Source organism: Sphingomonas sp. PAMC 26617 (genome assembly GCF_000242835.1).
In the GTDB taxonomy this organism is placed as follows: domain Bacteria; phylum Pseudomonadota; class Alphaproteobacteria; order Sphingomonadales; family Sphingomonadaceae; genus Sphingomonas.
In genome coordinates this window covers 3,887,091-3,900,039 of record NZ_JH594425.1, presented here as the reverse complement: position 1 = coordinate 3,900,039, position 12,949 = coordinate 3,887,091, and the positions used below count along the sequence as shown (strand labels likewise).

General features: G+C 66.0%; 10 protein-coding genes and 1 tRNA gene. 7 read left to right on the top strand and 4 right to left on the bottom strand.

The features are described from left to right. Positions 1-38 precede the first annotated feature (38 nt). Together clpX and RH91_RS17245 are read left to right on the top strand one after the other, a co-directional pair. A complete protein-coding gene (clpX, locus tag RH91_RS17250) occupies positions 39-1,307 on the top strand; it encodes an ATP-dependent Clp protease ATP-binding subunit ClpX (RefSeq protein WP_010164295.1) in 1,269 nt (422 codons plus the stop codon). A 259-nt stretch (positions 1,308-1,566) separates the two neighbouring features. Further along, entirely contained in the window at positions 1,567-2,109 is a 543-nt protein-coding gene (locus tag RH91_RS17245; RefSeq protein ID WP_232283545.1) for a DUF4893 domain-containing protein, read from the top strand. Between the two features lie 29 nt (positions 2,110-2,138). Here the strand turns inward: RH91_RS17245 and RH91_RS17240 are convergent, their stop codons facing one another. The 3 genes from RH91_RS17240 to RH91_RS17230 all read right to left on the bottom strand — a co-directional run bounded on the left by RH91_RS17240 (position 2,139) and on the right by RH91_RS17230 (position 5,564). Beyond that, positions 2,139-2,738 (bottom strand): methyltransferase family protein, encoded by a 600-nt coding sequence (locus RH91_RS17240; RefSeq protein WP_232283544.1) that lies wholly within the window; start codon positions 2,736-2,738, stop codon positions 2,139-2,141. Between the two features lie 26 nt (positions 2,739-2,764). After that, on the bottom strand, positions 2,765-4,501 hold the full coding sequence (locus RH91_RS17235; protein ID WP_010164292.1) for a M1 family metallopeptidase: 1,737 nt from the start codon (positions 4,499-4,501) through the stop codon (positions 2,765-2,767). 97 nt (positions 4,502-4,598) lie between these two features. After that, positions 4,599-5,564, bottom strand: coding sequence for a bifunctional helix-turn-helix transcriptional regulator/GNAT family N-acetyltransferase (locus RH91_RS17230; RefSeq protein ID WP_010164289.1), 966 nt, complete (start codon positions 5,562-5,564; stop codon positions 4,599-4,601). A gap of 299 nt (positions 5,565-5,863) precedes the next feature. Between RH91_RS17230 and lon the strand changes: the two genes are divergently transcribed. The 3 genes from lon to RH91_RS17215 all read left to right on the top strand — a co-directional run bounded on the left by lon (position 5,864) and on the right by RH91_RS17215 (position 8,924). Further along, a complete protein-coding gene (gene lon, locus RH91_RS17225; RefSeq protein WP_010164288.1) occupies positions 5,864-8,296 on the top strand; it encodes an endopeptidase La in 2,433 nt (810 codons plus the stop codon). Positions 8,297-8,448: 152 nt separating this feature from the next. Then, positions 8,449-8,721, top strand: coding sequence for an HU family DNA-binding protein (locus RH91_RS17220; protein WP_010164287.1), 273 nt, complete (start codon positions 8,449-8,451; stop codon positions 8,719-8,721). Positions 8,722-8,849: 128 nt separating this feature from the next. After that, positions 8,850-8,924 (top strand) — tRNA-Val (locus tag RH91_RS17215). Positions 8,925-8,985: 61 nt separating this feature from the next. Here the strand turns inward: RH91_RS17215 and RH91_RS17210 are convergent. Continuing rightward, complete coding sequence (locus RH91_RS17210) at positions 8,986-9,660, bottom strand: prolyl hydroxylase family protein (RefSeq protein WP_029624034.1); 675 nt, start codon at positions 9,658-9,660, stop codon at positions 8,986-8,988. Positions 9,661-9,786: 126 nt separating this feature from the next. Between RH91_RS17210 and RH91_RS17205 the strand changes: the two genes are divergently transcribed. Both RH91_RS17205 and gspD read left to right on the top strand, forming a co-directional pair. Beyond that, positions 9,787-10,653 (top strand): type II secretion system protein N, encoded by an 867-nt coding sequence (locus tag RH91_RS17205; protein ID WP_010164285.1) that lies wholly within the window; start codon positions 9,787-9,789, stop codon positions 10,651-10,653. Continuing rightward, positions 10,650-12,893 (top strand): type II secretion system secretin GspD, encoded by a 2,244-nt coding sequence (gspD, locus tag RH91_RS17200; RefSeq protein WP_010164284.1) that lies wholly within the window; start codon positions 10,650-10,652, stop codon positions 12,891-12,893. Before RH91_RS17205 ends, gspD begins: the two co-directional genes overlap by 4 nt. Positions 12,894-12,949: the final 56 nt, after the last annotated feature.

Here is a 12,949-nt window from a genome sequence, read left to right as displayed (position 1 = left end):
GCAGTAGTGCGCCCCAAGGGCTGCCAAGGATGGACTAAATGCCAAAGATGACCGGCGGCGACTCCAAGAGCACGCTTTATTGCTCGTTCTGCGGCAAATCGCAGCACGAAGTCCGCAAACTGATTGCGGGCCCTACCGTTTTCATCTGCGATGAATGCGTCGAACTGTGCAACGACATCATCCGCGAGGAGACGAAGTCCGCGCTGGTGAGCAAGAAGGATGGCGGCGTTCCGACGCCGCAGGAAATCTGCGACGTGCTCGATGATTATGTCATCGGCCAGAAGCGCGCCAAGCGCGTGCTCTCGGTGGCGGTGCACAACCACTACAAGCGCCTCAACCACGGCCAGAAGGGCGCGGATGTCGAGCTTGCGAAGTCGAACATCCTGCTGATGGGCCCGACCGGTTGCGGCAAGACGCTGCTCGCGCAGACGCTCGCGCGCATCCTCGACGTGCCGTTCACGATGGCCGATGCGACGACGCTGACCGAAGCCGGTTACGTCGGCGAGGATGTCGAGAACATCATCCTCAAGCTGCTTCAGGCGTCCGACTATAACGTCGAGCGGGCGCAGCGCGGGATCGTGTACATCGACGAGATCGACAAGATCAGCCGCAAGGCCGAGAATCCGTCGATTACGCGCGACGTGTCGGGCGAGGGCGTCCAGCAGGCGCTGCTCAAGCTGATGGAAGGCACCACCGCGAGCGTTCCGCCGCAGGGGGGCCGCAAGCATCCGCAGCAGGAGTTCCTGCAGGTCGACACGACGAACATCCTGTTCATCTGCGGTGGCGCGTTCAGCGGCATCGAGAAGATCATCGGGGATCGTCTGCAGGGCAAGTCGATCGGCTTCGGTGCCTATGTCGCAAGCCCCGAGGAACGCCGGACCGGCGAGACGCTCAAGGCGGTCGAGCCCGAGGATCTGCTCAAGTTCGGGCTCATCCCCGAGTTCGTCGGTCGTTTGCCGGTGATCGCGACGCTCGAGGATCTCGACGTGCCGGCGCTGGTGACGATCCTGACCGAGCCGAAGAACGCTTTGGTGAAGCAGTATCAGAAGCTGTTCGACATGGAGACGGTCAAGCTCGGCTTCACCGACGAGGCGCTGGTGCAGGTCGCCAAGAAGGCGATAGATCGCAAGACCGGGGCGCGCGGGCTTCGCTCGATCCTCGAGGGCATCTTGCTCGACACCATGTTCGATCTGCCCGGGATGGACGGCGTCGACGAGGTGATGATCGACAAGGACGTGATCGACGGCCGCAAGGAGCCGATCCGCGTCTATGCCAAGAAGGAAAAGGCCGGGGCGGGGGCGGCGTAACAGCGCTCCCTCATCCGGATCGAAAAGGGCGCCGAGCGATCGGCGCCCTTTTTTTGTGTGCGAAATTCACCATTCGTTAACCAGCGACGGTTACCGGGCGTATACCTGCCTTTCGGCCAAGGTTCGGTCCTGTTGCCCGGAGTAGACGGTCATGCGCATCATCACGATGCTGCTCTTCGCTGGCGTGGCGCTCGGGGGGTGTGCGCCGCACCCCCGGCTCGCCGTTGCAACCCAACCGGACATTCCCACTGACTGGCATATGCGTCTCACGCCGGTCGACCGGGCGGCGATCGATCAGCTCGATACGACGTGGAGTCGCGCGCGGGCGGCGGTGCCGCGGCGGATGCGCGGCGCTTATGCGGCGGAAGGCCCGCTGGTCGATCCTGCGATTGCGCTTCCAAAGCCGGACTTGCCGCCGGGGCTCTATTATTGTCGTCTGGTGCGGTTTGGCGGGCATGCGGGGTTTGCGACGGCCAAGCCGGATTTCTGCACAGTCGTCGCCACGGCCGATGGGGTCGCGTTCAACAAGCAGAGCGGCGTGAGCCAGCCGCGCGGCTGGCTGTTCGACCATAATGATACCCGCGCGGTCTTTCTCGGCGCGTTCCTGCCGGTGCGGGGTGGTGCGGCGCCCGCATACGGCGCGAACCCTGCGCTCAACGTGGCGGCGGTGGTCGAACGCGTCTCGGCGTTCCGTTGGCGAATGGTCATGACGCGCGCGGGCAACGGCGCGCTGCTCGACCTGTACGAACTGGTGCCGGTGACGCCGAAGGTGCCCGGCTCGGTGCCGGCGGTGGCGGGCTAGGCAATGCCGGCGGCCACGTGGCGATCGCTTCAGAAGACGCCCGGCACGAACCGCTTCACGCGCGCGGCATAGCGATCATAGGCCGCGCCGAACGCCGCACGCAGCACCGCCTCCTCATGCCGGATCCGCATCGCGGTGCCGAGCGCGAAGACCGGGAGCGCGACGACCAGATTGGCGAAATGCCCGCAGGCGAGCGCCAGCGCCAGCAGGATGAGCAGCAGCGCGGCGTAGATCGGGTTGCGGACATACGCGAAGGGTCCGGTCTCGACCAGCGTGCCGTCGCCGCGCGTCCGCGCGACGAGCGCCCAGTTGCGCCCCATCGTCCGCGAGGCGGAATCGAACAGCGCCGCCGCCGCGAGCATCAGGAGCAGGACGACCGCAGCGCTCGCCAGCGCGAGCGGCGACACCGAGCCGCGCGTGGTTACGATCGGTCCAAGCCCGGCCACCGCGATCCCGAAACCCTGGACGAGGATCCATCCGAGCGACGCGTTGCGACGTCCGCTATCCGCGCTGCGCGGCGCACGGCGTCCCCGCGCGCGCGCCAGCAGCAACACGTACAGGAACGCCAGAAGACCCACGCTCAGCGCAACAAGGCCGGGAAGCGCAACGGGGACGGGGGCAAAACGCATGAAGGTCTCCATGGGAACCGGTAGGGTCAATCCTTGGCGGTCGTCGCGGCTCGCTTGCGCGCCTGGTCATCGCGCCAAGCCTGATATTGCTCGACCGCGATCGAGCGACGGAGCAGGCGGGCGGCGGGATCGACCACGACATGCGTTCCGGGCGCGACCGCGACACTGCCGAACCCGGCGGACATCGGCAGACGCACGACCCGGCCGCCGATCTGTACCTCGACCGGCAAGGGGAAGGGGCGTCCGCCCGGTGCATTCCAGTGGACCGACAGTCGAGTCGGCGTGCGAGTCTCGATCAGGTCGGGCAACGCGGCGTGGCGGAGATAGACGTCGAAGAACCAGCCATAGTCCTTGCCCGTCACGCGCCGGACGATCCGTTCGAATTCGGCGGTGGTGCCATAGCGCGGCACGAAATTGCCCGGCCGCGGATCGAGCCGCCCGTAGACCGCGAGGCGAGTCACGTCGCGAAACGCGCGGTCGCCGATCAACCCGCGCAGCGTGTGGAGCATCCACGCGCCCTTGTAATAAATGTCCTGGCCCGGACCGCCCTTGGCGATCTCATACACCTGTTCCTCGGTGCGGACGCTCCCCGAGACGATCGGGCGGAGGTTGGCGATCTTGTTGCGCTGATCGTCCATCATCACTGCGTAGCGAGCGTCACCCTCGCGCCAGCGGCCATAGAGGGGCTGCATATATTCGGCATAGCCCTCGTGCAGCCAGTAATCGTCCCAGTCGGCGGCGGTGAGCTGGTTGCCGAACCATTCGTGCGCGAATTCGTGTTGGAACAGCCAGTCGAACCCCTCGGGGGCCTTGGCATAGCCGTTGCCATAGGCGTTGATCGTCTGATGCTCCATGCCCTTGTGCGGGGTTTCCACGACGCCGACCTTCTCGTCGCCGAACGGATAGGGGCCGATCTGGCTTTCGAAGAAGTCGAGCGTCGGCGCGAATTCGGCGAAGAGCGCGCGCGCCTGTGCGTCCTCGCCGGGGAGATACCAGTAAAAGAGTGGGATCGTGTTGCCGAAGCGGCTCTTGTAGCTGCCCGAGAGCTGTTCGTACGGCCCGACGTTGAGCGCGATGCCGTAGGTGGTCGGTCGCTTGACCCGCCAGTTCCAGCGGGTGCGCCCGTCGGCGAGCGTGTCGACCCCGAGAAGCACGCCGTTCGACGGAGCCTTGAGCCCGTGGGGGACGGTGATGTGCAGCGTGACGACGCCGGGTTTGCCGGTCGGGAAGTCGAGGCACGGCCAGAACAGGTCGCAGCCGATCCCCTCGGCGGTCGTGGCGAACCAGGTCGCGCCGTCGGGGGTCTTCGACCAGACCATCCCCGAATCCCACGGCGCTTTGACCGCGACGTGGGGCTGCCCGCTATAGACGATCCGCGCGATTACGTGCCGGCCGGCGGGGACGGTGTGCGGCAGGGTGATCCGCAACTGGCCCTCGGGGTTGGTCCAGGCGTCGGGGTGGAGGTCGGTCCCGTCGATCGCGATCGACTCGACCGGCAGGTTGCGATCGAGATCGACGATGAGCCGCGCGAGGGGCGCGCGGGCCGCGAAATCGAGCGTGGCGATCCCGCGCAGCGACTGGGTTTCGGGCAGGATTTCGAACGCGAGGTCGGCCGCCGCGAAGGTCAGCTTCGCCTGGTCGGGATCGATTGCGCCGCCCGACTTCTGCGTTTGCGCGGTGATCGGCGGCTCGCCCTTCTGCGGGAGGGCTGCTGCGGTCAGCGACAGGCCGGCCAGCAGCAACGCAACGCGAGACACCATCATTCCGGAACCGCTCCACCAAACCCTTGCGCGACCGTGTTAGGCGTAAATCCTCGGGATCGCACCTGATCTTCGCATGCGTGGCAGAGTAGCCCGAGCGTTACGCCGCTGCACCGCCGGGAGCGTAGCGCATCGCGACGTCGCACCGGGCATAGCGCGCGCCGTAATCGCGCATGATCTCCGCGTCGTGTCGAAACCCGAGCTTCTCGTACAGATGCACCGCCGCCGCGCATTTCGTGCTGGTGAGCAGGTACAGGGGGTCGGCCCCCATCGCCTGTGCGCGCGCGATCATCGCGGTCAGCAGGAATTCGCCAGCCTTCAGGCCCCGCGCGCTCTCGCGCACCCCCATCTTGGTCAGCTCGAACCCGGTGTCGCCGGTTTTCTGAAGCGCGGACGTGCCGACGATGCCAAGCCCGCGCGCCTCGACGAACAGGATGGTCCCACCGGGATCGAGGATCTTCGCACGCGGGTTGTCGAGCACCGCGCGGTCGGTGTCCTCGAGGCGGAACATGGTGGTGATCCACTCGGCGTTGATATCGCGGAACGTGGTCGCGAGATCATCGGCATATTCCCGGATCCGAAGGGTTTGCGGATTGGCCTGCGCGGCGAGCACATCAAGCGGCGTGGCGGCGAGCGCTGCCTCGATCGCGGTGATTCGCGCGAGGAACGCATCGGCCTCGCCACCGCACAGGACGTCGACCGCCGCCTCGACGCGCGGCCAGACCAGCAGCCGCGCGCGCGTCATCGCGGCGACCCCGGCGGGGGTCAGCGAGATCGTCCGCTGGCGCTGGTCGCTCCCGGGCTCGGTCTGGACGAGCCCTAGGTCGACGAGTTGCGCGACGCCGCGCGTCACCCCGGGCTGGCTCGCGCCGACCGCCTGGACGAGCTGGCCGATCGTCAGGGGACCGTTCTCAAGCCCTGCGAGCAGCGGCATATGGGTTGGTTGCACGCCGAGTCCCGCGTCGGCGAGGATCCGCGCCGCCCCGGCCTGCATGCGTTCGCCGAGCCGCTTGAGACGGCTGCCGAGGAAGATGGCGCCAAGGTCCTGCAGGATATCGGATGACATGGCGTGGCCTTTCTATACCACGTTATATAACACGATATAGAGATTTCGTCGCGCGTCCACTCCTCTCCGTTCCATTCTAAAGGCCGGGAAACCTGGCACAGTGCGGGCCTCTACAGCGCGCGGAATGAACGAGCGGGCAGGGGAGCGGATGACGCGGCACCGCATCGGACGGTCTCTCGCGGCTTTCCGCCCGGCACGGCATTCCAACTATCGACCAAAATCGCGGAACGATTGATGGCAACGCCATTCACCCCATATAAAGGGAGAACGCGCTTGAATGGCGCGGACCCGGAGTATTCATGACGCAAGCTTCTGCCCCGCATTCCTATCCCGTCCTGCCGCTGCGCGACATCGTCGTGTTCCCGAGCATGATCGTTCCGCTGTTCGTCGGGCGCGACAAGTCGGTTGCCGCGCTCGAGGCCGCGATGGCGGGCGACAAGGAGATCTTCCTCGTTGCCCAGCTCGACCCCGCGCAGGACGATCCTGCGCGCGACGACCTGTACGACATCGGCGTCACCGCGACCGTGCTCCAGTTGCTCAAGCTTCCCGACGGCACCGTTCGCGTGCTGGTCGAGGGCAAGCGCCGTGCCTCCTTGTCGGACCTCGCCGAGCGTGACGGCTATCTCGCCGCGCAGGTCGACCTGCTCGAAGCCGAAGACGACGACTCGGCCGAACCGGTCGCGCCGAACACCGAGGTGTCCGCGCTGATGCGCTCGGTCGTCGATCAGTTCGAGAATTACGCCAAGCTCAACCGCAAGCTTCCCGCCGAGACCGCGGTCCAGCTCGGCGAAATCGAGGATGCGAGCAAGCTCGCCGACGCGGTCGCCGCGAACATCCAGGTCAAGGTCAGCGACAAGCAGGCGCTGCTCGTCGAGCGGGATCCGGCGAAGCGACTCGAGATGGTGTTCGCCTTTATGGAAGGCGAACTCGGCGTCCTGCAGGTCGAGAAGAAGATCAAGTCGCGGGTCAAGCGCCAGATGGAGAAGACCCAGCGCGAATATTACCTCAACGAACAGTTGAAGGCGATCCAGCGCGAGCTCGGCAACGAGGGCGAGGAAGGCGAGGGCGACGAGATCGCCGAGCTGACCCAGAAGATCGCCACGATGAAGCTGTCCAAGGAAGCGCGCACCAAGGCAACGTCGGAGCTCAAGAAGCTCAAGACGATGGCCCCGATGTCGGCGGAAGCGACCGTCGTGCGCAATTACCTCGACGTGCTGCTCGGCCTGCCGTGGGGCAAGAAGTCGAAGATCCGCAAGGACATTTCGGCGGCGCAGGCGGTACTCGACGAGGACCATTATGCGCTCGAGAAGGTCAAGGACCGGATCATCGAATATCTCGCGGTGCAGGCGCGCACCAACAAGCTGAAGGGACCGATCCTGTGCCTCGTCGGGCCTCCCGGCGTCGGCAAGACGTCGCTCGGCAAGTCGATCGCCAAGGCGACGGGGCGCGAGTTCATCCGCCAGTCGCTGGGCGGCGTGCGCGACGAAGCCGAGATTCGCGGGCATCGCCGCACGTACATCGGCTCGCTGCCGGGCAAGATCGTCACCAACCTCAAGAAGGCCGGGACCAGCAACCCGCTGTTCCTGCTCGACGAGATCGACAAGCTCGGCCAGGATTTCCGTGGCGATCCGGCGTCCGCGCTGCTCGAGGTGCTCGACCCCGAACAGAACGGCAAGTTCCAGGATCATTATCTCGAAATCGACGTCGACCTGTCGGACATCATGTTCGTGACGACCGCCAACTCGCTAAACTTGCCGCAGGCGCTGCTCGACCGGATGGAGATCATCCGGCTCGAGGGGTATACCGAGGACGAGAAGGTCGAGATCGCCGAGCGGCACCTGATCGCCAAGCAGATCGAGGCGCACGGTCTGAAGGCGGGTGAGTTCACGCTGACCACCGAAGGCCTGCGCGCGCTGATCCAATACTATACGCGCGAGGCGGGCGTCCGCACGCTCGAGCGCGAGATCGCCAAGCTTGCGCGCAAGGCGCTGCGCCGGATCCTCGAGAACAAGGACACCGCGATCACGATCACCGCGGAGAATCTGTCCGATTTCGCGGGCGTGAAGAAGTATCGTCACGGCCTCGGCGAAGAGGAAAACCAGATCGGTGCGGTCACCGGTCTCGCGTGGACCGAGGTCGGCGGCGAGTTGCTCACGATCGAGAGCGTCACCGTGCCGGGTCGCGGCGTTGCCAAGATCACCGGCAAGCTCGGTGACGTGATGAAGGAGTCGATCGAGACCGCCTTCAGCTTCATCAAGGCGCGCTCGCCCTCCTACGGAATCAAGCCGAGCCTGTTCGCGCGGAAGGACGTCCACATCCATCTGCCCGAAGGCGCGGTGCCGAAGGATGGTCCGTCGGCGGGGATCGGGATCGTCACCGCGATTATTTCGACGCTGACCGGCGTACCGGTGCGACGCGACATCGCGATGACGGGCGAGGTCACGTTGCGTGGTCGCGTCCTGCCGATCGGCGGGCTCAAGGAGAAGCTGCTCGCGGCGCTGCGTGGCGGGATCACCACCGTCCTGATCCCGCAGGAAAACGAGAAGGACTTGGCAGAAATTCCAGCCAACATCCTGAACGGCCTCAAGATCATCCCGGTGTCCCATGTCGACGAAGTGTTGCGTCTGGCATTGACCGGGCCGCTCGAGGCAATCGAATGGAGTGAAGCGGACGATCTCGCGGCACAGCCACCGGCAGGAATCCCGCCGGTTGGTGGAGAAGTCCATCACTGATGCTTTTGCGCATCTGAACGACCAGTCCGCGCCGGTTTCGGGGCGGGGTTGCTGCTTTTTGCTTTGACAGCCCCCCCCGTACCCGCCTTACTGCGCCACCGGCCGGCTGGCTGGGAATCAGATTTCTATTGGTAAACGGGGGTTTAATGGCGATGAACAAGCAAGAATTGATCGCGACGGTAGCGGATACCTCGGGGCTGACGAAGGGGGATGCGAGCAAGGCGGTAGAAGCCGTGTTCGACGCGGTCTCGGCAGCGCTCAAGGCAGGCGATGAAGTGCGTCTCGTCGGGTTCGGTACGTTCTCGGTCAGCAAGCGCAAGGCATCGACCGGTCGCAACCCCCGTACCGGCGAGCCGATGACGATCAAGGCATCGTCGCAGCCGAAGTTCAAGGCCGGCAAGGGCCTGAAGGACTCGGTCAACTGATTTTCGTCCACTTTCTGCGCGCGCGCCGCTTGCAAAGCGGGGCGCGACCGGATTAAGGACGCGGCATTGGGGCGGCATCGCGCTGCCCCGTTCCGTTTCGCCAGGCTCCGATCCGGATGCCAGGCAGCGGGCGCGTAGCTCAGTGGTAGAGCACACCCTTCACACGGGTGGGGTCGCAGGTTCAATCCCTGCCGCGCCCACCATCTCATGAAGCCCGCGGCATCCCCTGGTGCTGCGGGTTTTTGCGTTGTGGCTTGACGCGAGTCACCAGCCCCAGCGACGTTCGCGAAACCATTTGGTGATGACGTATTTGGTGCCCGCGCGAACCTTCATCCCGTGATGGAGCGTCGCAGGGTTGAGCGTGCCGTCGGGGCGGCGGTTGTTCCACGCGAGCAGCTTGCCGGTCTCGGGCTGGACGATCTTGTCGATCGCCTTGAAACGCGTGGCGCCGCCCGCCTCGGGTTCGTTGAGGTAGATCATCACGGTCCACGTGCGGTTGCCAGCGACGGTGCAAAATCGGTCGTAGTCCACGCCGCTCGGCTCGAAATAATCGGTATGCTGCTTGAATTCCTGACCCACGGCATAGCGTTGCCCCTGGATCGGTTCGCCATAGATCGGATCGAGCCCGGTCAGCGCGCTGATCCGCGCGTTCAGGTCGATCGTCAGCGGGTCGAGCGGGTCGAGCTCGCCGGTCTCGCTGGTGCGAAAGCTCGCGTCGCCGTTCGTATCCGACAGGGTCGAGGGACGCCGCGTCGCATCGACCGACGCGCACAGCGCGGTGCAGGTTGCAGCGTCGAGAAAGTTGCGCCGGATGAACAGCGTAACCTTCGCGCTGGGGACACGCTGGACGCCCGGCTGCGCCGCAAGCCACGTGACCATTGCGTCCGCGGGCAGCCCCGATCCGTAGTTGGCAGACATGGCGTCGAACGGTTCCATCATAATGCTTTCCTGCCAAAATCTGCCGCTGTTTTCCAGCTTCGCGCCGTGTCATATGAGGTTCACAGCTATGATACCGGACTGTAACACGCGCCGCCTAGCAGGGCTTTGAACGGGGAAGATGTCCGCATGCGGTTGGTTTTGGATGCGCGGGCGCGGGCGTTGCTGCGGCGCCTTCCCGTCACGACGGTGTACACCGGGATCGAGCTCGCGCTGATCGCGGTCCTTGCCGTCCAGAGCGCGCGTCTCGTCTATGCGGTGATCACCCCGGTCGGTCCGGTCGGCGTGTGGCGGCCCGAGCAGGGCGCGATCCCCGGTTCGCCGCAGGCAATTTTGCGCGGGTTCGATCCGTTCTTCCGCACCAGCGGCGGCGATGCGGCGGGGCCCGCGGTCGTGACGACCTTGCAACTCACGCTGTACGGCACGCGGATCGACGAAGCGCAGGGCGGGGGCTCGGCGATCATTGCGGGTGCTGACGGGATCCAGCAGAGCATCGGCGTCGGGCAGGAAATCTCGCCGGGCGTGATCCTGAAGTCGGTAGCGTTCGACCATGTCTCGATCGAGCGCGGCGGACGCGCCGAGGATCTGTTCATCACCCAGGCCGAGCAGGCCCCGGCACCCGCGGTCCCGCCGCCCGGCGCGCCGCTGATGGGGGGCGGTGGCGCGCCACCACCCGCCGGTCCGCCCGCGGCGATCCCGGGACCCACGCAAGGCATCACCGCCGCGCAGGTACGCAGCGACATCGGCTTCATCCCGCGGATCGACGGCGGCAAGGTCAGCGGGCTGACGGTGCGCTCGCAAGGTTCGGGCGCGGCGTTCCGCGCGGCGGGGCTTCGCGACGGCGATATCGTGACCCAGGTCGGCGGGCGTCCGGTCAGCGGGCAGGCCGATATCGACCGGCTCGCGCCGCAACTGGCGCGTGGCGGCCCCATTGCCCTGTCGGTCGAGCGCGGCGGACAGGTCGTTCCCCTTACCTTTACGATTGCGGGCCAATGAAAAGACTGATTCTCCGGCCCGTTCTGGCGTCGGCGCTTGCGCTTGCCTGCGCGGGCACGGCGACCGCGCAGCAGACGATGAACGTGCGCGATGCGGACATCCGCGCGTTCATCGCGGATGCCGCGCGGGTGACCGGGCGCACCTTCATCATCGACGCGCGCGTCCAGGGAAAGGTGACCGTCGTCACCGATCATCCGGTCAGCAAGTCGCAATATTTCGAGATCTTCCTCTCCACGCTGCGCGCCAACGGGCTGGTCGCGGTGCCGACCACCAACGGCAGCTTCCGGATCCAGCCGCTCGACAGCGCGGCATCGCAGCCGAGCCGCGTCGGCTCGCGCGGGGCGGCAAGCAACAGCTTCGTCACCGAAATCGTCCGGTTGCGCTCGGTCGACGCGCAGTCGGCGGTGGATACGGTGCGCGGGCTGGTGTCGCCGCAAGGCACCGTCAGCGCGAACCGCGGCGGCAACAGCCTGGTGATCGTCGATTTCGCGGACAACGTTCGCCGCGTGCGCGAGGTGTTGCGGCGGATCGACACCAACACCGCGACGACGCGGATCGTCGCACTCAAGAATGCCGGTGCGCGCGAGATCGCGACTGCGCTGCAGTCGCTGGCCGGACAGAGCGGCGGCGGTGGGGGTGGCGCGGGCGCGAGTGCAGGCGGCGGGGCGGCGGCGCCAAGTGCCAACGGCACCAGCGTGGTCGCGGTACAAAGCTCGAACTCGGTCGCGATCAGCGGGGACGCGACGACGGTCGCGCGGCTCGCGGCGGTCGCCGAGGATCTCGACCGGCGCGCGAAGAACGGAACCGAGATCAAGGTCCTGTTCCTCGAGAATGCCGATGCCGAGCAGTTGCTCCCGGTGCTGCAGCAACTCGTCGGGCAGACGCCGTCGCCGATCACCAACCAGCAATTGCCGCAATCCAATTTCGGCAATAACACCCAGACCGGCAGCAACGGCAACAATTCGGTCCAGCGCCAGGCCAATACCCCCGCGGTCCAGCAGGACACCAGCGCGCCAGGCGGCACGCCGAGCCAGGCCGCGATCACCGCGCAGGGCGGGCGCACCGCCGCGGTCGTGACGCGCTTCGTCGGCGCGAACGCGATCGTCATCGCCGCCCCGGCCGAAGTGCAGCGGCAATTGTCCGAGGTCGTGCGGCAGCTCGACACGCGGCGCGAGCAGGTTCTGGTCGAGGCGATCGTCGCCGAAGTGTCGGATCAGGTCGCGAGCCAGCTTGGCGCGCAATTCGCGATCGCCAATCTGAAGGGCGGCGTCTTCGCGGCGTCGAGCTTCCAGAACACCGCCCCCAGCCTGCTGACGATCGCAGGCGCGGTCGGCGCGCGGCAGCTCAACACGACGACCACGACGATCAACGGCGGAACCGTCACCACCAGCACCAACAGCGCGACCAGCGACACGCTCGCACAATCCGCGCTGAGTTCGATCCTCGGCGCGAGCGGCGGGTTCGGCGGCTTCACCGGCAAGATCGGCGATACGATCTTCGCGTCGATCATCAATGCGGTGAAGAGCGACACGACGTCCAACCTGCTTCAGGTCCCACATCTCGTGATGCTCGACAATCAGGAGGCGCACAGCCTTGTCGGGCAGGAAATTCCGATCACCACGGGCAAGGCGCTGTCGAACAATTTCGACAATGCGTTCCAGACCACGCAGCGCGAGAACGTCGGGATCGAGCTGACCGTGCGCCCCCAGGTCAATTCGAGCGGAACGGTCAAGCTCAACCTGCGGCTCGAGGTCAGCTCGATCGCGGGGCCGGTGTCGAGCAGCAACAGCGACCTCATCCTCAACAAGCGCGAGGTCGAGACGGTCCGCACCGTCGACGACGGCGATATCGCGGTCATCAGTGGGTTGCTCGACGACAACGAGCGGCGGACGATCGAGAAGATCCCGCTGCTCGGCGACATTCCGGGGCTGGGCAACCTGTTCCGCTCGAAGGCGAAGTCGCGGACCAAGACCAATCTGATGATCTTCATCCGCCCGACGATCCTGCGCACGGCGGAGGACAGCCGTCGGCTAACCGAGCAACGCTACGGGTATCTGCGGCTCCAGCAGGGGTTGCAGGACTCGGAGGCCGAGCCGTCGATTGATCAGCTCGTGCGCGACTATCTGGGTGCGGCCCCGCCGATCCCGAGCGCACCGGTGCTGGGCAATGTCGACGATCCGCGGATCGCTGTGCCGGTGCAGCGGAACACGACCACGATCATTCGGCGCAGGGACAAGTGATGGGTGGGGATCCGCTTCTTAATAGCCCCTCCCCTTCAGGGGAGGGGTTGGGGTGG

Coding starts and splice junctions, on each gene's coding strand:
- clpX (WP_010164295.1), top strand. CDS start 39: ATGCCAAAGATGACCGGCGGCGACTCCAAGAGCACGCTTTATTGCTCG.
- RH91_RS17245 (WP_232283545.1), top strand. CDS start 1,567: ATGCGTCTCACGCCGGTCGACCGGGCGGCGATCGATCAGCTCGATACG.
- RH91_RS17240 (WP_232283544.1), bottom strand. CDS start 2,738: ATGCGTTTTGCCCCCGTCCCCGTTGCGCTTCCCGGCCTTGTTGCGCTG.
- RH91_RS17235 (WP_010164292.1), bottom strand. CDS start 4,501: ATGATGGTGTCTCGCGTTGCGTTGCTGCTGGCCGGCCTGTCGCTGACC.
- RH91_RS17230 (WP_010164289.1), bottom strand. CDS start 5,564: ATGTCATCCGATATCCTGCAGGACCTTGGCGCCATCTTCCTCGGCAGC.
- lon (WP_010164288.1), top strand. CDS start 5,864: ATGACGCAAGCTTCTGCCCCGCATTCCTATCCCGTCCTGCCGCTGCGC.
- RH91_RS17220 (WP_010164287.1), top strand. CDS start 8,449: ATGAACAAGCAAGAATTGATCGCGACGGTAGCGGATACCTCGGGGCTG.
- RH91_RS17210 (WP_029624034.1), bottom strand. CDS start 9,660: ATGATGGAACCGTTCGACGCCATGTCTGCCAACTACGGATCGGGGCTG.
- RH91_RS17205 (WP_010164285.1), top strand. CDS start 9,787: ATGCGGTTGGTTTTGGATGCGCGGGCGCGGGCGTTGCTGCGGCGCCTT.
- gspD (WP_010164284.1), top strand. CDS start 10,650: ATGAAAAGACTGATTCTCCGGCCCGTTCTGGCGTCGGCGCTTGCGCTT.